23 protein-coding genes are annotated in these 24,326 nt (G+C 62.7%); 10 read left to right on the top strand and 13 right to left on the bottom strand.

The window, feature by feature from the left end:
• Positions 1–26 precede the first annotated feature (26 nt).
• Entirely contained in the window at positions 27–1,235 is a 1,209-nt protein-coding gene (locus tag BM083_RS04055) for an outer membrane protein assembly factor BamB family protein (protein WP_089866016.1), read from the bottom strand.
• Between the two features lie 125 nt (positions 1,236–1,360).
• On the opposite strand from BM083_RS04055, the gene BM083_RS04050 reads away from it, so the two are divergent.
• The gene (locus tag BM083_RS04050; protein WP_089866013.1) at positions 1,361–2,611 is read left to right on the top strand and encodes a tRNA (N(6)-L-threonylcarbamoyladenosine(37)-C(2))-methylthiotransferase; all 1,251 of its coding nucleotides are present in this window, start codon (positions 1,361–1,363) and stop codon (positions 2,609–2,611) included.
• A 108-nt stretch (positions 2,612–2,719) separates the two neighbouring features.
• Here BM083_RS04050 and BM083_RS04045 read toward each other — a convergent pair whose 3' ends face one another.
• The gene (locus tag BM083_RS04045) at positions 2,720–3,421 is read right to left on the bottom strand and encodes a winged helix-turn-helix transcriptional regulator (protein WP_089866011.1); all 702 of its coding nucleotides are present in this window, start codon (positions 3,419–3,421) and stop codon (positions 2,720–2,722) included.
• A 241-nt stretch (positions 3,422–3,662) separates the two neighbouring features.
• Here BM083_RS04045 and BM083_RS04040 point away from each other — a divergent pair, with 241 nt between their 5' ends.
• Positions 3,663–4,064 carry a CBS domain-containing protein gene (locus BM083_RS04040; protein WP_089866008.1) on the top strand — a complete coding sequence of 134 codons (402 nt, stop codon included), beginning with the start codon at positions 3,663–3,665 and terminating at the stop codon, positions 4,062–4,064.
• Between the two features lie 57 nt (positions 4,065–4,121).
• Here the strand turns inward: BM083_RS04040 and BM083_RS04035 are convergent, their stop codons facing one another.
• Positions 4,122–5,078, bottom strand: a complete 957-nt coding sequence (locus BM083_RS04035) for a cation diffusion facilitator family transporter (RefSeq protein WP_089866005.1) — start codon at positions 5,076–5,078, stop codon at positions 4,122–4,124.
• Positions 5,079–5,151: 73 nt separating this feature from the next.
• On the bottom strand, positions 5,152–5,694 hold the full coding sequence (locus tag BM083_RS04030; protein ID WP_089866002.1) for an HIT family protein: 543 nt from the start codon (positions 5,692–5,694) through the stop codon (positions 5,152–5,154).
• A gap of 237 nt (positions 5,695–5,931) precedes the next feature.
• Here BM083_RS04030 and BM083_RS24115 point away from each other — a divergent pair, with 237 nt between their 5' ends.
• Entirely contained in the window at positions 5,932–6,132 is a 201-nt protein-coding gene (locus BM083_RS24115; protein WP_089865999.1) for a DUF7835 family putative zinc beta-ribbon protein, read from the top strand.
• Between the two features lie 103 nt (positions 6,133–6,235).
• Here BM083_RS24115 and map read toward each other — a convergent pair whose 3' ends face one another.
• Complete coding sequence (map, locus tag BM083_RS04020; protein ID WP_089865995.1) at positions 6,236–7,129, bottom strand: type II methionyl aminopeptidase; 894 nt, start codon at positions 7,127–7,129, stop codon at positions 6,236–6,238.
• A 197-nt stretch (positions 7,130–7,326) separates the two neighbouring features.
• On the opposite strand from map, the gene BM083_RS04015 reads away from it, so the two are divergent.
• Positions 7,327–8,034 carry a metallophosphoesterase family protein gene (locus BM083_RS04015; RefSeq protein WP_089865992.1) on the top strand — a complete coding sequence of 236 codons (708 nt, stop codon included), beginning with the start codon at positions 7,327–7,329 and terminating at the stop codon, positions 8,032–8,034.
• A gap of 15 nt (positions 8,035–8,049) precedes the next feature.
• Positions 8,050–10,434, top strand: a complete 2,385-nt coding sequence (gene ppk1 / locus BM083_RS04010) for a polyphosphate kinase 1 (protein ID WP_089865989.1) — start codon at positions 8,050–8,052, stop codon at positions 10,432–10,434.
• A gap of 39 nt (positions 10,435–10,473) precedes the next feature.
• Here ppk1 and BM083_RS04005 read toward each other — a convergent pair whose 3' ends face one another.
• The gene (locus tag BM083_RS04005) at positions 10,474–12,129 is read right to left on the bottom strand and encodes an NADH-quinone oxidoreductase subunit D (RefSeq protein WP_089868353.1); all 1,656 of its coding nucleotides are present in this window, start codon (positions 12,127–12,129) and stop codon (positions 10,474–10,476) included.
• 111 nt (positions 12,130–12,240) lie between these two features.
• Here BM083_RS04005 and BM083_RS04000 point away from each other — a divergent pair, with 111 nt between their 5' ends.
• Positions 12,241–12,906 (top strand): helix-turn-helix domain-containing protein, encoded by a 666-nt coding sequence (locus BM083_RS04000; RefSeq protein WP_089865985.1) that lies wholly within the window; start codon positions 12,241–12,243, stop codon positions 12,904–12,906.
• An 11-nt stretch (positions 12,907–12,917) separates the two neighbouring features.
• Here the strand turns inward: BM083_RS04000 and BM083_RS03995 are convergent, their stop codons facing one another.
• A complete protein-coding gene (locus BM083_RS03995) occupies positions 12,918–13,838 on the bottom strand; it encodes an isoaspartyl peptidase/L-asparaginase (protein WP_089865982.1) in 921 nt (306 codons plus the stop codon).
• Positions 13,839–14,241: 403 nt separating this feature from the next.
• On the opposite strand from BM083_RS03995, the gene icd reads away from it, so the two are divergent.
• The gene (icd, locus tag BM083_RS03990) at positions 14,242–15,501 is read left to right on the top strand and encodes an isocitrate dehydrogenase (NADP(+)) (RefSeq protein ID WP_089865979.1); all 1,260 of its coding nucleotides are present in this window, start codon (positions 14,242–14,244) and stop codon (positions 15,499–15,501) included.
• A gap of 155 nt (positions 15,502–15,656) precedes the next feature.
• Here icd and BM083_RS03985 read toward each other — a convergent pair whose 3' ends face one another.
• From BM083_RS03985 to BM083_RS03975, 3 genes are all read right to left on the bottom strand, one after another.
• A complete protein-coding gene (locus BM083_RS03985; protein WP_089865976.1) occupies positions 15,657–16,898 on the bottom strand; it encodes an ABC transporter substrate-binding protein in 1,242 nt (413 codons plus the stop codon).
• 75 nt (positions 16,899–16,973) lie between these two features.
• Positions 16,974–17,318, bottom strand: coding sequence for a cupin domain-containing protein (locus tag BM083_RS03980; RefSeq protein ID WP_049894110.1), 345 nt, complete (start codon positions 17,316–17,318; stop codon positions 16,974–16,976).
• 105 nt (positions 17,319–17,423) lie between these two features.
• Positions 17,424–18,443, bottom strand: a complete 1,020-nt coding sequence (locus tag BM083_RS03975) for a phosphoribosyltransferase family protein (RefSeq protein WP_089865973.1) — start codon at positions 18,441–18,443, stop codon at positions 17,424–17,426.
• A gap of 315 nt (positions 18,444–18,758) precedes the next feature.
• Here BM083_RS03975 and BM083_RS03970 point away from each other — a divergent pair, with 315 nt between their 5' ends.
• A complete protein-coding gene (locus BM083_RS03970) occupies positions 18,759–19,313 on the top strand; it encodes a hypothetical protein (protein WP_089865969.1) in 555 nt (184 codons plus the stop codon).
• Positions 19,314–19,328: 15 nt separating this feature from the next.
• On the opposite strand, the gene BM083_RS03965 is transcribed toward BM083_RS03970, so the two are convergent.
• Positions 19,329–20,108 carry a YihY/virulence factor BrkB family protein gene (locus BM083_RS03965; protein WP_089865965.1) on the bottom strand — a complete coding sequence of 260 codons (780 nt, stop codon included), beginning with the start codon at positions 20,106–20,108 and terminating at the stop codon, positions 19,329–19,331.
• Positions 20,109–20,226: 118 nt separating this feature from the next.
• Here BM083_RS03965 and BM083_RS03960 point away from each other — a divergent pair, with 118 nt between their 5' ends.
• On the top strand, positions 20,227–20,763 hold the full coding sequence (locus tag BM083_RS03960; RefSeq protein WP_089865962.1) for a DUF5817 domain-containing protein: 537 nt from the start codon (positions 20,227–20,229) through the stop codon (positions 20,761–20,763).
• A 263-nt stretch (positions 20,764–21,026) separates the two neighbouring features.
• Here BM083_RS03960 and BM083_RS03955 read toward each other — a convergent pair whose 3' ends face one another.
• On the bottom strand, positions 21,027–21,371 hold the full coding sequence (locus BM083_RS03955; protein WP_009376044.1) for a DUF8070 family membrane protein: 345 nt from the start codon (positions 21,369–21,371) through the stop codon (positions 21,027–21,029).
• Between the two features lie 59 nt (positions 21,372–21,430).
• Complete coding sequence (hmgA, locus tag BM083_RS03950) at positions 21,431–22,651, bottom strand: hydroxymethylglutaryl-CoA reductase (NADPH) (protein WP_089865958.1); 1,221 nt, start codon at positions 22,649–22,651, stop codon at positions 21,431–21,433.
• Positions 22,652–22,741: 90 nt separating this feature from the next.
• Between hmgA and BM083_RS03945 the strand changes: the two genes are divergently transcribed.
• Complete coding sequence (locus tag BM083_RS03945; protein WP_089865955.1) at positions 22,742–24,319, top strand: amidohydrolase; 1,578 nt, start codon at positions 22,742–22,744, stop codon at positions 24,317–24,319.
• The last annotated feature ends 7 nt before the right edge of the window (positions 24,320–24,326 follow it).

The raw sequence follows: 24,326 nt of genomic DNA, 5'->3' as shown, positions 1-24,326 counted from the left end.
CAGCGGCTCAATAATGAGTCTTCAGGTTACGCGGACTCGACAGCGTAGATGGCAGTCCGACCGTCCGAGCCCTCGTCGGAGGCGGCGAACACCGCGCCGTCGGCGACGGTCACCTGGTGAATCGCCCCGTCTAACTCCGTCGTCCATCGCGTCGGAGCGAACCGCACGTCGTCGACGCCGAGTCCGCCGCCGAGTTTGTAGGCGTAGAGCGTCGTGCCACCGCCGACGTAGAACGTGTCACCGGCCGCGGCGGGAGTACAGAACAGGTCGTCGCCCGCGGTCCACTCTGTCTCACCGGTTCGGTAGTTGGCTGCGACGAGGCTAGTGCCGTCGTTGGCGTAGACCGTCTGCCCGGTGTAGACCAGTGCACTCTGTGCAGAGACCGACGCCGACTCCCAGCGGGTCGTCCCGGCGTGGAGGCCCCCGCCGAGTTTTCGGATTGCGCCTCCGAACGTTCCGGCGTACACGCTGCCGCCCTGACTGCAACTGAGCGCCTCTATCGCGGCACCGAGCTTTCGCCGCCAGCGTCCGCGTCCGTCCTGTTCGTCGAGGGCGTACACCTCTCCTCCCGCTGTTCCGACGAACAGGCCACCTTTCACCGCGAGCGTTCGAATCGCACTGAAGAGGTCACGAGTCCAGACGATTTTACCCGACTGGCGGTCGACGGCGTAGACGGTCCCCCACGCGTCACCGGTGAAAATGAGTCGAGGGTCGCTCCCGAGATAGCTGACCGCCGGTGGTGTCCACACCGAGTCTCGAAGTTCGACGCGCCACTGCTCGTCGCCGGTCTCGGCGTCGAGTGCCCGGAGACTGGGTTCGGTTTCGCCGTCGGAACCGGCGTTGACGTAAACAGTACCGTCGACGACGGCCGCCGCCGAGAACAACGGTCTGTTTCCCTCTTCGCCGCCGAGTTTCCACTGCACCGTTCCATCTCCCGCGTCGAGTGCAAGTAGCGACTGCCACGTCGGGACGAACACCGTGCCGTCGGCGACGACCGGCCGGCCGTTCACTGCCGGGACGTCGCGGTCCCAGCGCCGCGTCACTGGACCGGTAGGACCTGCGTCCGGGTTCGGATTGTAGCCCGTCGCCCAGTGGTCGAAGTCCGGAAGGGGCCAGTCGGTCGTCGTGTCCTCGTCCGTGTGGTGTGCAGGCTGGTCGACCGAGGCGAGACATCCCGCCGCCGAACCGACACCGACCGCACCGAGACTCGCGAGTACCTGTCGTCTGGAGGGCATCTACTCTCTCGCTACCGACGGTCCGAATAAATGTCTTGTTACCCTCTCGCGTGCGAAACTGGCCCGTACGAGACGGCCGAGACCGTCGTGCTTTTTGCCACGCATCCGAAATTCACGGTAACTGAATGGCCCGATACCACATCGAAACCTACGGCTGTACGTCGAACCGGGGTGAGAGCCGCCACATCGAGCAGGCCCTGCGGGACGGTGGACACCACCCCGCAAGCGGGCCGGGGGACGCCGACGTGGCCATCCTCAACACCTGCACCGTCGTCGAGAAGACGGAGCGGAACATGCTCACCCGAGCGAAGGAACTGGAAGAAGAGACGGCGGACCTCATCATCACCGGCTGTATGGCACTCGCACAGGGCGAGGAGTTCCGCGAGGCCGGCGTCGACGCCGACGTGCTGCACTGGGACGACGTGCCGCAGGCGGCGATGAACGGCGAGTGTCCGACCGTCACGCCCGACACCGAACCCGTCCTCGACGGTACCGTCGGAATCCTCCCCATCGCTCGCGGCTGTATGTCGAACTGCTCGTACTGCATCACGAAGTTCGCCACCGGTCGCATCGACTCGCCGTCTGTCGAGGAGAACGTCCGGAAAGCACGCGCACTCGTCCACGCCGGGGCGAAGGAACTACGTATCACTGGGCAGGACACCGGTGTCTACGGCTGGGACAAGGGCGACCGGAAGTTGCCGGAACTGCTCGACCGCATCTGCGACATCGAGGGCGACTTCCGCGTTCGTGTCGGGATGGCCAACCCCGGCGGCATCCACGGGATTCAAGAGGAGTTGGTGGAGGTCTTCGCCGAGAACGAGAAGCTCTACAACTTCATCCACCTCCCCGTGCAGTCTGGCAGCGACGACGTGCTCGAAGACATGCGTCGCCAGCACCGCGTCGACAAGTTCCTGGACATCGTCGAGGTGTTCGACGACCGACTCGACTACTGGACGCTCTCCACTGATTTCATCGTCGGGTTCCCCACCGAGACGGACGAGGACCACGCCATGTCGATGGCGCTCATGAAGGAGGTTCGTCCGGAGAAGATCAACGTCACGCGCTTCTCGAAGCGACCCGGTACCGACGCCGCCGACATGAAGGGCCTCGGCGGGACGCTCAAGAAGGAGCGCTCGAAGGAGATGAGTTCGGCCAAGATGGACATCGTCGCCGACGCCTACGAGTCGATGGTTGGAACCACACAGAACGTCCTCGTCGTCGAGGAGGGAACCGGTGACTCGGTGAAGTGTCGCGACGGCGCGTATCGGCAAATCATCGTGCAGAACGCGTCGGAACACGGCGTCGAACCCGGCGACTTCCTCGACGTCGAAGTGACCTCTCATCAGACCGTCTACGCGTTCGGAAAGCCTGTTTGAGCTTTTGGCCTCGAACACTCGACTCGAAGATTCGTCTCGAACACTCGACGCTGCAAAATCTACACTCGCTTTCTGTGGCGCTTCGACGTTTCTACGCTCTCGACTCGATTACGCCTCGTCGGCAGTCTCGACGGCGGTGCGAGTCGCTTGCAGGAGTTCGTCTTTCAGTATCGGCTCGACGAGTTCGACCGCTCGGCCGTGGGTCCGCGTACTCGACCGTCTGTGGGCAGTCACGTGGATGACGCCGACGTCGAGCGACCCGTCTTGAATCCGGTCGACGAGACGTGACTCGTCGGCGAGAAGTGGGTCGTGGTGATAGAGAACCACGTCGGCGCGGTGGAGATGGTCGTCGTCGAGATGGGCGGTGTCGGTGACTCGTTCGACGGTGTAGTCCTCGGAGAGCCACTCCGAGAAGCGGATGTTCGTCGAGACGACGGCGTCGACGACGAGTATCGTCGGCGTGGTGTCGGGGTCGTCCGTCCACGCGGCCATCTCCGCGGCGATTCGTTGGAGTTCGTACCCCCGTTCGGCGAGTCCGTACTCCACGTGCGGGGGCGATTCACTGTAGACGGTCCGGTCGACCAGCCCTCGCTGGGTGAGTTCGCTGAGGCAGTCGGTGAGGACTTTCGGGGTGACGCCGAGTTCGCGCTTGAGTTCGTTGAATCGATACGGACCGTCCTGCTGGAGTTGTGTGAGGACGTCCAGATACCACTTCCGTGCGAGAATCTCTGCGACCTCCCGAACGTCCTCACGCTCGGTGTCGGTCGCCAAGGCCGGTCGTGGTGGTCCGCCCTTTGAGTCGATTGCCATGTCCGACACAAGGATATCTCAGGGGATAGTAATGCTCGACGTAAGGTTTCGTTCACACTGTTTCAGCAGCACAACAACAGTTGCAGACCCTGAGATGCCAGATATCTCCCTTTTCCAGTATTTCCTGTTAACATATTTGTGAGCGTGGGTGAGACCACGTCTGTACGACGTTCGGTGACCGAATCACGGCGTTCGAACGACAGGTGAGAACCCTTATCTTCCTGACCCGAGTGCAGCCCCTATGGACATTTTCGTCGGTCGCCTGATGTCGTCTCCAGTTCAGACAGTCACCCGAAGCACACCGATTCAGGAGGCTGCCGACCTGATGCTCAGACACGGTATCGGCTCCGTCGTCGTCGTCGACGACGTTGGCCATCTCGACGGTATTCTCACAGCGACGGACTTCGTCACGCTCGCCGCCGACGGCCAACCGGCCGAAGAGACGGAGGTCAACGAGTACATGACGACGGACGTCGTCACCACCACCGCCAACGACTCCGTCTACGAGGTGGCACAGACGATGCTCGACCACGGGTTCCACCACGTCCCCGTCGTCGACGACACCGAAGGCGTCGTCGGCATCATCACCACGACGGACTTCACCGCCTACCTCTCGGAGACGGGTGCGGCGGACGCGGCCTGAAAAGGGGCCTCTCTGAACGACTCCGACACCCACTGGGTCTCGTGTACTGAGTCGGAATTACCGATTCTTCTGCGTCGGCCGTTCGACCGGTGACTCGCCGATACCGAAGTTCGCCAGTCGGTCCGTCTCTTTGTCCGTCTTCCACTCGCCGAGTTCCTTCGGGTCGACGTGGACGAACACGTCGTCGACGGCGTCCAACTCTCGAATGGACGTAACGACGTCCGTCTCGATACGGTGTGCTTCGAGCAGCGTCAGGTCACCTTCGACTTCGATGTGGAGGCTGACGTCGATTTCGGGGCCGACGTAGTGGGCGATGACCTCGTGTGCACCCTGTACTTGCGGATGCGACAGCGCTCGCTGGACGATTTTAGCGCGGAGTTCCTCTGGCGGGGCGGCCCCGACGAGGTAGTTGACGTTGTCGCGGACGATTTCAACGCCCGTGTAGAGGATGCCGAACGAGACGACCCCCGCCGCCAGCGGGTCGAGTACCGGGTAGCCGAGACCTGCGCCGACGACGCCGACGAGCGCCGCAGTCGCAGTCAGGATGTCGTTGCGGTTGTCCAGAGCGGTGGCGACGAGGGCCGGAGACTGCTGTTCTTGGCCGACGTCGAGACAGTACCGGTAGAGCAGATACTTCGCGACGGCTCCGAAGACGAGCACGCCGACGGCGAGGAGGTTGTCTGACCCCGTGTACGTGCCCGAGAGCACCGTCGTCGCCGACTGCCAGAGTACCGCCCCACCAGCGGCAAACACGCCGACGGCGACGAACAGCGAGACGAACGGTTCGATGCGTTCGTGGCCGTGCGGATGCTCGAAGTCCGGCGGTTGGGTAGTGAGGTAGAGACCGGCGAAGACGACGAGACTGTACACCGTATCGGCGAGGCTGTTGACAGCCTCTGATTGGACGGCGAGACTCCCGGTTGAGAGCCACGCCACGCCCTTGACGGCGGCGAGGAGCGCGTTAGCTACGAGGACGAGCAGCCCCACGCGTCTGACCGTCGCCTTTCGGTCCATCGTCACGTGATTCGACCGGGGAACTCAAAGACGCTTCGGGGTTCGGTCGAGGTTCCTTCGAGACGACGACGAGTCAGTCGACGTGAACGGCGCTCGTCTCGTCGGGGACGCTCGTCTCCGACTGGTCGGCAAAGGCCGCATGCAGTCGCTCGTACGTGTCGTCGAGCGCTTCGACGATGACCTTCGTGTCACCGAGGACGGGCATGAAGTTCGTGTCACCGTCCCACCGAGGGACGATGTGGGTGTGCAGGTGGTCGCCGATAGAGCCACCAGCGGCGGCGTCACCGAGGTTCTCGCCAACGTTGAAACCGGCGGGACCCATCGCCTCGCGCAGTGCGTCGAGTGTTCGCTGCTTGAGTCGCGCGTGGTCGAGCAGTTCGTCGTCGGAGAGGTCGGTGAAGTCACCGGTGTGTCGACGCGGGATGACCATCGCGTGGCCGGGGTTGTAGGGGTAGTTGTTCAACAGGACGAAGCTGTGTTCGCTGCGAGCGACGAGACGTGACTGGTGGTCGTCGTCACGTTCGGGGAGGACGCAGAACGGACAACCGTCGATAGTCTCCTCGTCGTCGTCGCGTTCGACCCACTGGATACGCCACGGAGCGAATATCTGGTCCATAGTTCAGTCACTTCGAGTGACCGTTTCAACCTGTCCACTGGGGGTGTTTGTGCCGATTATTACCCTGCTAAGTGATAGATATACTGTCGTTGCGCCACCAGGGACGTTCGTAAACCCTCTACGCGATTCTCAGCGAGTTTGCGCAATCGAGGTCGCCGCCGTCTTGCGATGAACGGTTGAAATCTTCCGGGACGGAGGTTTCCCTTTATTCGGTCTCCGCGAGTCCCACAGAATGCTATGGCAACGCAACCATCCGACCTTGACGGAGTTACAGAAGGCTGCTCGGAATGCGCACGCGATACGCTCCACAAAGTGAGGGTGGAGCTCCGAACAGAGAGCTCGAAACCGGAGAACGCAGAGTTCTCACGCGAACCGTACCGCGTGTCGACCTGCATGGAATGTCAGACGGAGACGACGCAGCGGATGAACAACGCCTGAGTCGTCGTCGACGAACTACTACACGAGAGCGACGGCCGCGATCTCGACGTGGCCGACGCGTCATCAGCGATGGAGTGACTGATAAACGGTTACAGTAGTAATTTTACTCCGTCGTGATTTCACACCCATCTTCAGTGACGATGACGGTGTGTTCTGCCTGACTGATGAGTCGGCCGTCCTCTTCTTTGAGTACCGGATACCCGCGGACGACACCTGCCTGCTTCAGTCGACGGAGTGCCATCTCCGCACGCGGGGAGTCGACCCACCGCGACGCGAAGGGCAGGCCGTCGAACTCGCTCGTAACCTGGTCGAGCACCTTCCGTGCGGCACGGTTCCGCACAGACCGCTCCTGTTGGAGTTCGAAAATCTCCTCTTTGGCACCCTCGGTCACCTTTCCGCGGCCGTCCGTCGCGAACGGTTCGATGGCGACGACGTCGCCGACCTGTAACTCGGTTCCCCGGTCGACGCCGCGGTTCGGGATGTTCGGCCCGGTGTGGGCGTCGTACTGCTCGACGCCGTGTCCCGAGAGGTTGAGCACGGGCGTGTAGCCGTAGCCGCGGATGACGTCCTCGATTTCGGCACCGACGGTGCCAGTGTCGACACCGGCGGCGACGGCGTCGAGAGCGGCCTCCAATGCTTGTTCTGCGGCCTCGACGAGTTCGTCGTTGCCGGTGAAGTCGATGGTCGTCGCCGCGTCAGCGATGTAGCCGTCGACGTGGACACCGATATCCAGACAGACCATGTCGTCTTCGGTGAACTCGATATCGTCGTCTCTCGCGGGCGTCGCGTGCGAGGCTTCCTCGTTGATGCTGATGTTGACGGGGAACGCACAGCCGTCTGCGAGTTCCTCGATTCTCGATTCGGCGTACTCGGCGACTTCGAGATGCGTCACGCCCGGTTCGACCATCTCGGCGGTTTCGTCCATCACGGTGCGGAGTACGTCGCCGGCCTGTCGATGCTTATCGACCGTCTCGTCGTCGAGGGGTCCGATGCTCATGGCTCCTGTTACCGTCGAAGGCGGCAAAGAGGTTCCGGCATCGACCCCTCTCGACGCCGCTGTGTCCTCGTATTTGTCGGCGGCGATGCGGGTCGGTGGCGACCGTTTCGATATCCGGTCGTGTCTATATAGCACGTGGGAGTTATCCTAGCAACGTTTTATCCGTCTGAGCGACTTGATGGAGTGAGAACAGCCCTATGTCCGGACTACCTCGATTCAACGCGTCCATCGAAGCACAACACCAGCGCGTGAACGTCAACGAGTGGGACGACATCTACGTCGTCGGCGACGTCCACGGCTGTCTGTCGGAACTCGAGACGCTCCTTGACGAACTCGACCCCAGCGACGAGGACCTCGTCGTGTTCGTCGGCGACCTCATCCGGAAGGGACCGGACAACCACGGCGTCGTCGACCTCGTTCGGTCGTCGCCGAACATGATCTCGATTCGCGGTAACAACGAGGAGAAGATCATCAAGGGCACCAAAGAAGTCGACGACCTCACAGAGGAGGACGTCGACTGGATTCGCAACCTCCCGGTCGCTATCTCGTGGGAGGGCGCACTGGTCGTCCACGGCGGTGTAGACCCCCGGATGGACCTCGACGACCACACGGTCGACGACCTGCAGAACACCCGCTCGCTCGCCGACGGCGGGAGCTACGACCGCCCGTTCTGGTGGGAGGAGTACGAGGGGCCCGCCCACGTCTTCTTCGGCCACACCGTGATGCGCGAACCCGCCATCGCCGACTACGCACTCGGTCTCGACACCGGATGTGTCTACGGCGGCGAACTGACCGCCTACGACTGGCACGCCGAGGAACTCGTCGCCGTCGACCTCGGGCGGACCGTCCAAGAGCGGAAAGACTCGAAGTTCGTCGAACCGAACTCGATGCTCGTCCAGCACTGAGAGAACGAGACAGGAATGACTGACGACGAGATTCCGACAGACGAGGAGACTGCATCGACGCCGACCGACTCGAACGCAGAGGCGACCGACTCGTCTCGAACCGCTCTCACCGACGGAACCGGAGTCGAGCGCGAAGAACAGAACGACTCGACCGTCGACGACGCTGAGACCGTCGAAGCCGACACCGTCGACGACGACGCCGAACCGGTCGACCTCCACGCACCCGAGTTCTATCTCAACCGCGAACTGAGCGAACTGGCCTTCCAGCGACGCGTCCTCCACGAGGCTATCGACGACCGGAACCCGCTCTTAGAGCGCGTGAAGTTCCTCGCCATCTTCACCCAGAACATGGACGAGTTCTTCATGAAACGTGTCGGGGGGCTCAAACAACAGATGGACGCGGGCGTGACGGAACTCACACCCGACGGACGCACGCCCGAACAACAGTGGGACGAGATTCTCTCGACTGCCCACGACATGTTCGAGACGCAGAACCAGTGTTACCACGAGGACGTGAAACCCGCACTCGACGAGGCGGGAATACACATCGTCGACCACGAGAAACTCGACGGTGACGAGCAAACGGCGCTCCGTGAGTACTTCGAGAGTTCCGTCCTCCCGACGTTGACGCCGCTGACGTTCGACCCAGCCCACCCGTTCCCGTTCATCTCGAATCTCAGTCTCTCGCTGGCCGTCGTCACGCGAGACGAGGAGACGGACGACGACCTGAAGTTCTCGCGGGTGAAGATTCCGCAGAACCGACCGCGGTTCGTCAAAATCGACGACGTCGTGCAGCGCTATCTCGACGACGCTGGTACCGACGACAACGAGACGACGTACGTCCCACTCGAACAGGTCGTCGAGGCGAACCTCGACCTCCTCTTTCCGAACGTCGACGTCGTCGACACCTCCCTCTTTCGTGTCACGCGGAACGCGGAGGTCAGGCGGAACGAGGAGATTGCGGAGGGACTCATCGAGGTCATCGAAGACGTCCTCCGACAGCGTCGGTTCGCGACGGTCGTTCGCCTCGAAGTCGCCTCCGACATGCCCGACGAGGCGCGACAACTCCTCGTCGACCAACTTGGCGTCGACGAGCGCGAGGTGTTCGAACTCGACGGCCACCTCGACTACCGGGACTTCTTCGACCTGATGACACTCGACCGACCCGAGTTGAAACTCGACTCGTGGACACCGCAAGTCCATCCGCGATTCGCTCGCGCCGACCGAGAGAGTCCCGAAGACCTCTTCGCGGAGATCAAACGCGACGACGTGCTGGTCCACCACCCGTACCAGTCGTTCGACGAGACGGTTCATCGGTTCTTGGACGCCGCCGCCAACGACCCGGACGTCCTCGCCATCAAGGCCTCCATCTACCGGACAGCGGCGGACTCAAAAGTTATCGAGAGCCTCATCGACGCCGCGAAGAACGGGAAACAGGTCGCCGTGATGGTCGAACTGAAGGCACGTTTCGACGAGGAGAACAACCTTCGGTGGGTCAAACGCTTAGAGGAAGAGGGCATCCACGTCGCCTACGGAACCATCGGACTGAAGACGCACTCGAAGACGGCGCTCGTCGTCCGCGAAGAGGACGACGGCGTCCAGTTGTACTCGCACATCGCCACCGGGAACTACCACTCGGAGACGGCGAAGACCTACGTCGATTTGGGTCTCATCACGTCCGACCGCGACATCGGACAGGACCTCGTCAAACTGTTCAACTTCTTCACTGGGCACTCGCTCCACGAGCAGTACCGAAAACTGCTCGTCGCCCCGGAGAACCTGCGTGAGAACTTCGTCCGTCTCATCCAACGGGAAGTCGAGCACGCTCGCGAGGGACGAGACGCTCGTATCGTCGCCAAGATGAACTCGCTGGAGGACCCACGGATGGTTCGCGAGTTGTACGAGGCGTCGATGGCCGGCGTCGACATCGACCTGATCGTCCGCGGCATCTGTCGACTTCGCCCCGGCATCGAAGGTGTGAGCGAGAACATCGACGTCTACAGCATCGTCGGCCGATTCCTCGAACACTCGCGTATCTTCTACTTCCACAACCAGGGCGACTCCGAGTACTACATCGGGTCGGCCGACTGGATGACTCGGAACCTCGACCGGCGGGTCGAAGCCGTCGCCCCCGTCGAGGATTCGGACATCCGCGAGGAGTTAGAGACGGTTCTCGACATCATGCTCACGGACAACTGCAAACGCTGGCAGATGGACGCCGACGGCAACTACGAGCAACTCCGTCCCGACGACGACGAACCGGTCCGCAACACGCACCGGCGACTGATGCATCGGGCAAAAGACTCGGTGCCCGAAGAGGAGCCAACTCGGGTGTCACGTGACCGCCGACGCGAGTCGGGCGTCGACCTTCGGGACACGTTCACCGACGGCCAGCCCTGAACGGTTCGGTCTGTCTCTCCTCTCTTCGCTCTTCGCTCTTCACCGGTCGACTTCGCCCATGATGGTGTCGAGACTCCCGAGCGACGCGATTAAGTCCGGGACGTACCCGCCCTCGGCCATCTCCGGGAGCGCTTGGAGATTCGAGAAGGAGGGGCCGCGAATCTTGAACCGCGCGGGCGAGTCAGTGCCGTCCGAACGGATGTAGATGCCGAGTTCACCCTTCGCCGCCTCAACGGCGCGGTAGACTTCGGTGTCGTCCTCGGGCTTGAGCGTCCGAGGAACGTTCGCCTGAATCGTCCGGTCCTCCTCGGGCCAGTCTTCGAGCAGGTCCGCACACTGTTTGACGATTTTCCCCGACTCCTCGATTTCGCGGAGGCGAACGAGGAGACGCGCGAAGTTGTCACAGCCGTCTGCGACGGCGACGTTCCAGTCGAGTTCGCCGTAGTAGCCGTAGGGGTCGTCACGGCGCAGGTCGTAGTCGATGCCGGACCCGCGAGCGACCGGGCCGGTACAGCCGTAACTCTTCGCGACGTCTTCGGGTAAGACGCCGGTTTCGACGGTGCGAATCTGGAGAATCTCGTTGTTCGACAGCAGGTCGTGGTACTCTTCCAGTCGCCGCAGCAGGTCGTCAGTGAACGCGCGTACCTTGTCGAGAAACTCCGTCCGTGGAACCGGGAGGTCCCAGACGACACCGCCGAGGCGGAAGTAGTTGAACATCAGACGCTGACCGGTGAGGTCTTCGAGGAGGTTCTGGACCCGTTCGCGGTCACGAATCGCGTACATGAACGTCGCCGTGAAGTCGCCGATGACGTCGAGGGCGTACGCACCGACCGCGAGGAAGTGCGAGAGAATTCGACTGAGTTCCGCGCTCATCGTTCGAATCACCCGTGCGTACTCGGGCACGTCGATTCCGGCGAGCGTCTCGGCGGTTCGGGCGTAGGCCCACTCGTTCAGCAGGCCCCCGCCTCCCCAGTCCCAGCGGTCGGGATACGGCATAATCTGGTGGCGGTACGTCCCTTGCTGGCACATCTGCTCTTCACAGCGGTGGATGTAGCCGATGTCGGGGTCGCAGTCGACGACCTGTTCGCCGTCCAGCGTCACCTCGACGTGGAGCACGCCGTGAGTCGCCGGGTGGTGCGGCCCGATGTTGAGGAACATCGTGTCTCCCCCGTCGCCCGAGTGGTCGTCTTCCAGCGGATTGGCGTTCTCGCGGAACGGGACGACCTGCGGGCGGTCCTGCTCGTAGTCCATCGAGAGAGGATGGCCCTGCCACGTCTCCGGGAGGAGGATGCGCCGGAGGTCCGGGTGGTCGGCGTACTCGATACCGACGAGGTCGTAGGCTTCCCGCTCGTGCCAGTCTGCGGTCCGGAACACTGCCTCTGCAGACTGGCTCACTGGGTCGTCTTTGGCCGTCGGGACGACGACGCTCACCTCCTCGGTGGGGTCGTCGTACTGCTTGAGGTGATAGACCGTCTCGTAGTGTGTCTCGTACTCTTGAGCCGTGACGCAGGAGAGGTGGTCGAACCCCGCCTCGTCGCGGAGTTCGAAGAGGACGTCCTGCACGTCGTCCGGTCGGATCACGAACCCGGGAGCGTGAAGGTGGTCGTCGCGAGAGAGTACGTACTCGTCGAGGAGGGCCGAAAGGCCGTCGGAGACTGTCGAACCTGTGTCGGCTGAGAGCTGTGGGTGGGCCATGATGTCGTCGGACGCTCGGGAGTGCGCCACGTGGTGATTCACACGAGAAACTGGTGGTCGTTTTGCCACACAAGTGAGCGTCTTTTATGTCAGCACGTGAATGTTCACTCGATGAAATCACTTCGTCTCCGCCTCGAACTGGACGAAGCAGCGATTCACCCGATGCACGAGTTCGTCTGTCGACGCGACGGTTTCACCCGGACTCGACTGCTCCACTGGAACCCCGACGTCGGTCAGTCGAACTCGATGATATTCCACGTCGAAGGTGACGACCCCGACGCGTACGGCGAAGCCCTCGCCGCCGCCGAGACGGTCGACGCGTATCATCTCTCGGTTCTGGACGAAGGCTCGTTTTACGTCTACGTTCGTGAGACACAGAGCGACGACGACGCGCAACTCATCGCCGCGTACATGGCCGGAGACCTCGTCGTCGTCCCACCGGTCGAGTACCGGAGCGACCGCTCGATGGTGTTCTCTCTCGTGGGAACGGCCGCGGCCGTCCAGGCGGCGGTCGACCGAACACCCACAGACATCCGTGTCGACGTTCTCCGGGCCACCGAGTACGACGCCGGAGCCATCGACCCGATGCTTCGGGTGACGCCCAGACAGCGCGAAGCAGTCGCTGCCGCCGTCGACGTCGGCTACTACGGTGCAACGCGTGACGGTTCTGTCGCCGACGTCGCTGACACGCTCGGATGTTCGACGGCGACGGCAGCGGAACATCTCAGAAAGGCCGAAGCCGAGATTATGACCCGGGCAGTCGCCCGGCAACTGTAAGACGTGGACGCTTACCGTCGGGCCACACTCGTCTGCATCCCGTCGCTGTTGAACGCGCTACCCGCGCCTTCGTCGTCAAGGACGATGACCCCGGCCGACGACCCGGTCAACTCGCCGAACTCGTCGATGGCCGTCTCGGCCGCTCGCTGTGCGCTCATCCCGTCTTCGAGATGTCGAACCGCACGTCGCGAGAGCGTCACTTTCGCGATGTCCTCACCCGCCCCTGTCGCCGACGCGGCACCGGCGGGTGCAGCGTAGAATCCGGAGCCAATCTGCGGAACGTCGCCGACGCGGCCGGCCAGTGCGAACCATCGCCCACCCGTGGACGTCGCGGCCGCGAACTGCTCGCCGTCGAAGGCGACGGCTCCCACGGTATCGTGGTCCGAGAGGTCCGCACCGTTCGTGACTGCACCCTCGTCGCCTCCAGCGTCGGCGGTCGGGTCGCTCGTTGACCCGCCGAACCGCGATTCGAGCCACTGGAGGTGTTCTCTCGGACTCCCCTGTGGTGGGTCGGCGTCGGCCCACCGAGTGCGCGTATCCGCTGTAAACAGGTCGACGTCGGTGTCGACACCGAACTCTGCGGCGAGGTCGACGGCGTGGTCGCCAGCGACGAAGACGTGCGGTGTCTCCTCGGCGACGACGCGGGCGACCGAGACGGCGTGTTCGACGCCGTCCATCCCGGCGACGGCACCAGCCTCGCGGTCGGAGGTCATCACGCCCGCGTCGGTGCGGACGACGCCGTCCGACTGGACCGCACCGCCGACACCGGCGTTGAATCGGACGTCCGATTCGAGGACCTTCACCGCGGCTTCGACGGCGTCGAGCGGCGTCTTCGCTGTCGTACCGGCCTCGGCCGCGTCGTCGAGGACTGCCTGTCGGGGTTCGGGTTCGTCGGGAACGCCGCCTGCGCCGCCGTGGACGATAACGTGCATGGTTCCGCCGTCGGGCGTGTGGGTGATGGTCGTGTCGGTTCACGGGGTTTCACACCTCAACGAAGATTCACTCTCGTCCGAAGTTGCTGACCGAGTGTGAACGGGCGACGAGTGTCCACGCAACGACGGTCGAAAGCACGTATGGTTCGAGCGCGACGAAAAAGAAGCCGGACGCTATCACTTGGAGGAGCCAGTGCGATACTGACGGCGACGATACGAGTCTCGTTGGAGAACGAGAGTGGCGGTCATACCACGTCGTCGAAACCCTCTTTCCGGTACCTTTTCGTCTGCTACTTAGCACCATCTATGATCCATGCAAACACACCGTTAACCCGTCAATTCTTGCCGCTCGCGGCGGAGAACGGCAGGCCTTTTACACCGCGCCAGAAATCCCTGAACGTTCATGAGCTACGAGTACGACAAGGTCGAAGTCCCCGAGGATGGGGAGCAGATTACGGTCGACGACAACGACGAACTCAACGTCCCCGAGAAGCCGATTATTCCGATCATCCACGGCGACGGTATCGGGACGGACGTCGGCCCTGCCGCACAGAAGGTCCTCGAAGCAGCAGCAGACGCGACGGGTCGCTCCATCTCGTGGATGCGTGTCTACGCCGGGCAGTCCGCACGCGACAAGTACGACGAGAACCTGCCGGACGACACCGTCGAGGCCATCAAAGAGTTCAACGTCGCCATCAAGGGTCCGCTCACGACCCCCGTCGGCGCAGGGTTCCGCTCGCTGAACGTCGCGCTCCGCCAGAAGCTCGACATGTACGCGAACGTTCGCCCGACGTACCACCTCGACGGCGTCCCGTCGCCGGTCAAGTCGCCGGAGAAGATGGACATGGTCACCTTCCGTGAGAACACCGAAGACGTCTACGCCGGCATCGAGTGGGAAGCCGGTACCGACGAAGTCCAGCAGGTCAAGGAGTTCGTCGAAGACGAGATGGGTCAAGACGACGTCATGCACGACGGTCCCATCGGCATCGGCATCAAGCCGATCACGGAGTTCGGTTCGAAACGTCTCGTCCGCGAGGCCATCGACTACGCCATCGAGAACGACCGACCGTCCGTCACCCTCGTCCACAAGGGGAACATCATGAAGTTCACCGAGGCGGCGTTCCGTGACTGGGGCTACGAGGTCGCAGAAGAGGAGTACGACCAGACCATCACCGAGGACGAACTCTGGGAGGAGTACGACGGTGAGCGTCCCGAGGACAAGATCGTCGTCAAGGACCGCATCGCGGACAACATGCTCCAGCAGCTCCTGACGCGAACCGACGACTACGACGTCATCGCGACGATGAACCTCAACGGCGACTACATGTCCGACGCCGCCGGCGCACAGATCGGTGGTCTCGGCATCGCTCCCGGTGCCAACTTCGGTACCGCCCGCTGTCTCGCAGAGCCGGTTCACGGCTCCGCACCCAAGTACGCCGGTCAGGACAAGGTCAACCCGACCGCGATGATCCTCTCTGGTCGCCTCATGCTCGAATACATGGGCTGGAAGGACGCCGGTCAGCTCGTCAAGGACGCCGTCGAGGAGACCATCTCCTCGGGCGACGTCACGTACGACCTGCACCGTCAGATCGAAGGCGGCAACAAACTCGCGACCAGCGAGTTCGCCGACGCCGTCGTCGAGAACATCGAGAAGCTCTCGTAGACCGCTTTTCTACCCTTCGCGGCAGAGCCGCGAAGACATCGAGAAGTTGGCTTAAACCCAACTTCTCGAACGCCCAGAAACTGCAAACTGCTCTCTGCCGTTTTCTTCTTTCGAAAAACAGACTCGAAGCCCGTGAGCGGATGCTCGAAGCGCGTTCAGAACTCGCCGTTGACGACGTTCGCCAGTCGCTCACGGTCGAACAGCTGTTCTTCGGCCGGAATCTCCGGGTACGGCTCTTCGGGGACGTAGCCCGGCCACTCGCCGAACTGGTCGGGGTAGAGCTGTTTCGCGCCCATCTCTAACTGGAACAGGTTCATGATGGGGCCCTGATAGCGCATCCCGGCGGCGAAGACCCGGTCGTTCTTCACGGCCGAGAGTTCGCTGCCGACTGGGTGATTCTGCAGTTTCTCGCGGACGCCGTCGATGTAGTAGTCCGGTGCGACACCCCAGAGATGGAGAATCACGTCGGGGTCGGCTTCGAGCATCGTCTCGTAGTCGACGGTTCCCCACAGCGATGGCCACTCCTCCTCGGAGAACGCGTCGTTCGCGCCGAGCGGCCGAGTGTCGGCCAGCCAGTAGCCGGGTTTGTTGAGGTGGTAGGTGTAGAACTGCTCTTCACCCATCGTCACCCGAACTGCCGTCGGGCGCTCCTCTTTCGGCGGGAGGTTCTCTTCGATGGTGGAGATGGCGTTCGCGTGAATCTCCTGCAGCGCCTGATAGCGCTCTCGCTCTTGGAACACGTCGGCGACTTTCCCGAACATGTCCCACAGGGAGTAGAACTCGTAGTTCTCGCTGTACCCCTCGGGGACGCCGTTGTTCGTCCCGCTGTAGAAGTTTCCGAACCACGGACCGACGCTGGACGAGATGTCGTCGAGGTCCGACTGGTCCCAGTTGTCCTGCGTGGAGACGTACGCCGGGTCGACGAAGTGGACGTCGCTGTCGAGACTGTAGAGTTGCTCTTTGCTCATCCCCTCGGCGAGCGGGTCGGGCAGTCCCTCCCACTCGAAGGAGACGCCGTCGAGTCGGTCGTAGTAGGTGTTCATCGTCTTCCCGGACATCTCGGGGACGTAGACGCTGTTGACCGCGTCTCCGTGGCCGAGTGCGACGGCCATGTCGGCGTACTGCGGGAAGACGACGAAGGCGTCCTCGGGGACGGCGTCGAACTCGACGTCACCCATCGGCGACATCGTCACCGAGTACGGCGACGACGCACCGCTCTCGGTCGACTCGGACGTCTCGGACGTTCCGTTCGTGGTGTCCGCCGTCGACTCAGCCTCGGTTGTCGACGAGTCACCCTGACTCCCGCCGAGACAACCGGCCAGTACACTGCCCGCGAGGAGCGCGCTCCCTCCTTTCAGATAGTCGCGCCGCGTCGGCGTGGTCCGTTCCTCGTTCATGGGGTTTAGGCAGGCCGAAACGCACAAAGACGTTCCGATGTGTCGTACGACGACCGCCTACTGTCCGAAGAGACGTTACTCCTGCCAGTCAGGATTCGTTCGTGGCGGACTGAAGATGTCGACACCCTTCACGTCGACGTCGCCGCGATTCTCCGCACCGTGGACTTCGTCGGCGGCGATAGCGTAGGAGTCACCGGGTCCGACGACGACTTCCTCGCCGTCGTCGCCGACGAGGAACGTCAGTTCACCTTCGACGATGTAGCCCGTCTGCTCGTGGTGGTGGCTGTGGACTGGGACGTCTTCGCCAGCCTCGATGTGGAAGTGCTGGACGCTCATCTGTTCACCGGCAGCAAGCTGTGCGAGATGGACGCCGGGCACTGCCTCTGTCGATTCGACTGCGTCGAGTGGAACTCTCTCCATGTGACGAAGTTCCCTACTCTACGTAATCAACGTATCCCCCGGCCAGGGGGATCGGTCAACGCAGCCAAATCTGTCGAACTAATCGGCTCAGTCGACTCAATCGACTCAATCGAGTTCGTCGGCGAACAGCGCGAATCTGCTCCGTACCGTCGTCGTGAGATACTGAATCGCGAGGTGAGCGAACCCGACCGGGTTTCGCGAAAACCGTCCGAGATAGTGGGCGATTCGTTGCCCGACGGAGTAGTATGTCTCGGTAGGCACTTTGGTGTACTCGGTGGTGGCGTCGACCATCCCGTTCGTCTCGATGCAGTAGACGAGTTGGCCGGTCAGACGTGCAATCTCCGTCGCCTGCTTCGCCGAACTCTCGATGAACAACTCTGCGCCGGTGTCCTCGTACACGGCCGCTTTGTACTCGCTTCGGTTACTCAACTCGTGGCGCGTCTCCTTGTCGGGGAGGTCCATCATCACCAGATGGTCGTACTCGATACCGTGTTTCTGAAGCCACGCTTCGGTCTCTTCGCGGTACTTCTCCAAGCGGCACGTCACCAACCAGCCGATTCGCTTCGTCGGCACGTACTCCGGGTCGACGGTTTCCAGGAACGTCCGATATCTCGCGCCATCGTCGTTCTCTTCCGGAAATGGGTCCCGGCAGAGGACGCCGTCGATGTCGACACAGAAGTTTCGAAGTTTCGGGTGATGAAGGATGTTCCACTCGAAGACCCGTGGCATGTCGACGACTTCCCACCAGTAGTCGACGAACTTCACTCCAGTCGGAGTGACGAAGACGGCCGCGTAGTCGACATTGATGTCAGCGAGGTTCATCTCCTCGATGCGGGCTTTGGTCTCTCGCATCTGGCGACCCGAGTTGACACTGTCGTCGACGACGAGCACGCGTCGAATCTCTTCGAAGTCGACGTTACCGTCGTAGCGTTTTCCAGTCTGCATTATGCGTCGTTCCGTTAACCCCTCGACGTCCGAGAGGGGGAGGTCGAGATACAGTGAGAGGAGACTGGCCGGTTGGATACCACTTCGAGGAATACCCACGACGAGGTCGTACGTGTTACACACCTCTCTGGCCAAACGCTTGCACCCTTCGTTCAGTTCGACCTGACTTCGGTATCTCATCGCGCTGTTCTTTCAAATGAGTTTCTGACACATAAGCGTATAGACAAAAATCATACCTTAGTAGGTAGTTATGGGAATGCAGAACATATTTTTCACGGTTCTGAGCCGCCTGAAAACCATGGTTCTGTTATACTGTATCGATAACGTTGTTTAGACAAATCCAATCAGTTATAGATAAGAAAGTGACTGTCTCTCCCTACTTATCTTCTTCATAATAAACACCATCCCCCGTTACATCCAAGTATGGAAGAATCATCGTCTTCACGATATGTCTCGCGGCGAGCACTGTTGAAAGGACTCTCTGCTGCCACTGTAGTGGGAGGAACTACGGGTGCCGTCAGTGCGGCCAGTGATGGAGACGAGCGTGAACTCGTCGTCGAAGGAACCGGTCCGGTGACGCGCTTCGAGTTCGAAGCGAGTAGCGAGGTTTGGGGGTCCGACCTCGAGTCGACCGACACCATCTACGGCTACGCCGTCGAGGGACAGGTCTCGACGCAGGACGACGTCTACACCTTCACGGGTGAACTCGACTCGTTCACCGTCACGATGGGGAGCGCCGACGACATCCGTGTCACCCTCGACGGCGAAGAGGTAGCCGTCACCGAAGAGGAGACGCACGTCCTCGAAGTTCGCGGGACGGGGCCAGTGACGCGCTTCGAGTTCGCGGTCAGCGGGTCGGTCTGGGCCTCGGACCTCGAAGACACCGACACCGTTCGCCTCCACTCGGTCGAAGGACAGGTGTCGACGCTGGACGACACCTACCACTACAGCGGGCGAATGAACAACTTCGAGATAACCGAGGGCAGCGAAGACGACATCGTCCTGGTCCTCGACGGTGAGGAGACGACGGCCGCCGAACTCGACGGCTAGTCGCCTCCCAACCACTCACACGACAGTTCGGCGGTTGAGCACCGCGTTGATGACTCCGCCGACGAGCATGAGTATCGACCCGAAGTAGAGCCACGTCACGAAGAGAAGGATAGCGCCGAGAAAACCGTACGCCGCGTACTTGCTCGCTCCCTGCGTGTAGACTAGGAACGTTACCTGCAGGAGAATCATTCCGACGGCGGCGAACACCGTCCCGGGGAGTATCTCTCTGACGTCCACCGACACCGGTGGCAGGACGTAGTAGAAGGGGATGAAGACGACCACGAGCGTCACGAGCAAGACGAGTGCACCCGCGAGTCGCGGATAGCCGAACGGGAGGTCGACGTAGGTAATAACGACGCCGACGGCGACCATGAGTGCGAAGGCGACGACGACGAGCGCCATGACGAGCAGTCCGTCGCGGACCTGTTCGAGCAGCGAGGGCGACGTGTGTTCACCGTACACCTCCGAGAAGGCGACCGAGAGGCCTCGAAAGACCTTGAGTCCGCTCCAGAGCGTCAAGAGCAGACTGATCACACTCGCCCCGACGCGACCGGTGCTCCCCGACAGTGCCCGCCGGAGTACCGTCTGTCCGCTCTCTGAGAGGACGTCCCCCAACCGCTGGATAATCGTGTCGACGAGTGCTTCGCCGCCGAAGTACGTCGCCAGCGCCACGGAGAGGACGAGAATCGGCAGGAGAGAAGCGAGCGCATAGTGTGCTACCCCTGCGGCCATGAGCGTCACGTCTCGTTTTCGAACCACGTCGACGACCGACCGACCGGTCTGTATCAGACTCACAACTATATTCCTCGTCCATCGGTTCGGCTATCAGCCTCAAGACAGTTGTTGCCGAGAAACCGACGGGTTCGACGGCGTGGGCCGGAGGTTCAAAGGCACGGACGACGAACAGTGAGGTATGTACGCGGTCGTCGGATGCAACAACTGCAGCAACCTCTGGCTCCTCTCGGACGCAGACACGGCACAGACGGCGAACTGCTCTCGATGCGGAAAGACCCATCAGACGCGGAAGCTCCGGCGGTTCTTCGAGTCCGACGACCACGCCGAGGCACGACAGGCCCGCGCTGCCCTCCTCGCGGGGAAACAGGGCGCAAACGAGGCTTTCCAGAAAGTCGACTCCGTCGCCGAGATGGAGCGCCAGTTGGAGGACGCCGATGTCGGCGTCGGCGACCGAGAGTATCTCGAACGCTCGGGGTTCGACACGGCCACTATCGACGACGCCGAGGCCGCAGGCGACGTCTCTTCTCGAGGCTCGAAGAGCAGACGCGACGTCGTCACTGACGCCCTCCGGGAGCAGGAGCGACCGACGGAGAGAGAGGTACTCGACTACGCGACTGACCGCGGTGTTCCGGCCGAGGCGGCGCGAGACCTCCTGAAAAAACTGACACAGCGTGGCGAGGCCAGCGAGAGTCGCGGCCGGTATCGGCTACTCTGACTCTCAGAGTGCGCTGACGCCGCCGTCAGAGCACGCCGAGCAACTTCAGTGCCGTCAGCAACGACACGAGCACGCCGAGTGCCACCTTGAGTAGGCGAAGCCACTGATACGCGGACGATTCGGTCACGTCGGGCGAATCTGGCTGGTTGCAGGACATAGCGAGTGGGTACGCCCGCCGGTGCTCACCGACGAGCGCATTTTACAGTTCGAGTGTGTGAGAATTAAAATCGAGCCACGCGTGTGCGCCGGAAGTAGAGCGTCACTCAGGCGAGCAGAAACGCCACAGTCGCCCCACCGACGACGGTCAAACCGACGAAGTAGCAGACGACTCCGAGGCGATTCGGTACCGGAAGTGAATCCGGTTGAAAGTCCATCGGGTTCGACGACCCGAACCCGACCTCCGCGCCGTGGGCCGCGCTCTCGATTCCTTGGTCGGAGACGGTCAGAAGCATCGAGACGACGACGAGCGACCCGAGAAAGAGGACGGTTGCGACGAGTCCGACGTCGACGTCGACGAGCGTCGCCAATCCGTACAACACCGCTGCGGTGACGACGCCACCCACTCCAGTGTACCAGAGGAGGTACGGACGGAGGGTTTCGAAGTCCATATTTCGGCTACCGACGGCGTGGGTAAAAGTGTTGTCTGAAGTGAGCGTGGGGAACGACTCTACCGGCCTAGACTCTCGTGAGCGCTGGAGAGATGTCGCGACCCGAGGGCGGCGAGCAGAGAGAGTTCACCGGCGAGTGCGCCGGTAGCGATGCACTCGGCCAGTGCGTCGGCGTTCGCACCTGCCGGGTCGCCGCCGCCGCGGACGCCGAGGATGTCGAGTCCTTCGGCCTGCGTCGGCAGTTTCGTGCCGCCGCCGACGGTGCCGACTTCGAGGCTGGCAAGTGAGACGGAGAAGTAGAGATTTCCGTCCTTCACCTCGGCCGTCGTGATGGCGTTCGACCCTTCGACGACCTGTGCGGCGTCCTGCCCCGTCGCGAGGAACATCGCGGCGACGACGTTGGCGACGTGGGCGTTGAACCCCAACCCGCCGGCTTTCGCGCTTCCGACGAGGTTCTTTCGGGTGTTGATTTCGGCGATGGCCTCCGGCGTCGTGTGGAGTCGCTCCTCGACGACGTCGCGCGGAATCAGCACGTCGGCCGTGACGCTCCGACCGCGCCCCTCGACGGCGTTGATGGCGGCGGGTTTCTTGTCCGAACAGAGGTTCCCCGAGAGCGCGACGAGCGAGGCGGCCGTCTCTGCTTCGACGACGTCGGCGGCCGCGCGGGTGGCGATTGTGGCCATGTTCATCCCCATCGCGTCTTTCGTGTCGTAGCGGAACCGCAGATAGACGTTGTCGCCGACGACGTACGGCGTCACGTCCAGGAGTTCGCCGTGGTTCGTCGTCTCCTCGGCCGCCTCCTTCAGCATCGCTTCGTTGTCGCGGACCCACGAGACGAGTGCCTCTGCTTCGGCGACGTCGGCGACGCGGAAGACCGGCGCGCGAGTCATCCCGGACTTCGTGACGCGCGCCGTCGCGCCGCCCGCTCGGTCGATGACCGAACAGCCACGGTTGACGCTGGCGAGGAGGGCCCCCTCCGTCGTCGCCAGCGGCAGGTACGTCTCACCCGAGGTGGCCGCGCCGTTCACCTCGACGGGGCCGACGACGCCCAACGGTACCTGAATCGCGCCGATCATGTTCTCGATGGCCGAGTCCGCCTGCTCGGCGGGGAAGCCGTAGTCACCGACGGTGTCGAGGCTGGCACCGGACTGTTCTTCGACGAGGAGGCGTCTGGCCGCCGCCGCGGTGTCGGCGTCGGCGTGCTCTTCGAGTTCGTGAAAGCGCAGGTCGCCGCTCTCGACCTTCGCCGCGAGGTCTTTTGGGTCGCTCGTGCCGCTCATACCGACTCGTCGTCGCGGCGCTTGCTAAGGACTGTCGGTTCTGTGGCCCCTTCCCGAACCGCTTTTGCCTCTCCCGTACCCTGCGAGAGTATGACACTGGCCGCAGACCTCCTCCTCACCAACGCGGAGGTCCACACGCTCACCGACTCCGACGAGACCCACGAGGCAGTCGCCGTCCGCGACGGGCGAATCGTCCGCGTCGGCCCCGAGTACGAGGTTCGGTTCCTCGAAGGCGTCGGCACGCGAACCGTCGACCTCGACGGGCGAGTGCTCCTGCCGGGGTTCATCGACGCTCACACGCATCTGACGGCGACGGGACGCTACCTCGTCCACGCCGACCTCTCGAAGGCCGACAGCCCCGACGACGCACTCGACCGACTTCGGGCGCGTGCCGACGAGACGAACAGCACGAGCGACGAGACAGGTAACGCGACCGAGGAGGCGGAAGCGTGGGTGCTCGGCTTCGGCTACGACGAGAGTACGTGGGACGAGTCACGCTATCTCACTCGGGAGGACCTCGACAGCGTCAGCGACACTCGACCGGTCGTCGCCTTCCGCGAGGACATGCACGTCGCCTCCCTCAACGGCGTCGCACTGGACCGACTCGTCGACGAGATGCCCGCCGAGGACGTCCACCGCCAGGACGGCGACCCGACCGGCGTCGTCGTCGAGGAGGCGGTCGACCCGGTGTACGAAGCCATCGAACCGGACGCCGAGCAAGCCGAGAAACTGGTTCGGGCGGCCCAACAGTACGCCAACGAACGCGGCGTTACCGGCATCCACGACATGGTCCGGAAGTCCCGCGCACCAGAGGTCTACCGCACGCTCGACATGGCCGGAGAGCTCTCGATTCGGGTCCGCATCAACTACTGGGCGGACCACCTCGACGCCCTCGTCGAGACGGGCGAGCGGACGAACTACGGGAGCGAGTTCGTCAAGACGGGAGCCATCAAGTCCTACACCGACGGTAGTTTCGGCGGTCGGACGGCGAAACTCTCGGAACCCTACGCCGACGACGAGGACGAGACGGGCCAGTGGGTCGTCGACCCCGACGAGTTGGGTGACATCGTCTCACGTGCCGACGAGGCAGGCTTTCAGGTGACGGCCCACGCCATCGGCGACGAGGCCATCGACGCCGTGCTGGACGCGTACGAAGACTGTGACACCCCCGGCGAATCACGACACCGCGTCGAACACGTCGAACTCGCCAGCGACGAGGCTATCGAGCGCTTCGGGGAACTCGGTGTCGTCGCGTCCGTCCAACCGAACTTCCTGAAGTGGGCCGGCGAAGACGGCCTCTACGACTCCCGTCTCGGGGACCGCCGGACAGAGACGAATCAGTATCCGGCCCTCCTCGACGCCGGAGCACCGCTCGCGTTCGGCAGCGACTGTATGCCGCTGGACCCCCTCCTCGGGATTCACCACGCCGTCAACGCGCCCGACGAGAGCCAGCAACTCGGCGTGACCGAGGCCCTTCGGGCGTACACGCTCGGCGCGGCCTACGCCGGGTTCGACGAGGAGCGATTGGGTACTATCGAGGTCGGAAAGCGAGCGGACTTCGTCGCACTCGACCGCTCACCGTGGGACCACGAGGAGTCGATTTCTGACATCGGCGTCGCGTTGACCGTCGTCGACGGCGACGTCGTCTACGACGGTCGAAAGAAGTAGACAGATG

The organism is Halogranum rubrum (assembly GCF_900114455.1).
Classification (GTDB): domain Archaea; phylum Halobacteriota; class Halobacteria; order Halobacteriales; family Haloferacaceae; genus Halogranum; species Halogranum rubrum.
Note: the sequence above shows the minus strand (reverse complement) of the source record. Positions and strands in the feature narration are given on the sequence as shown.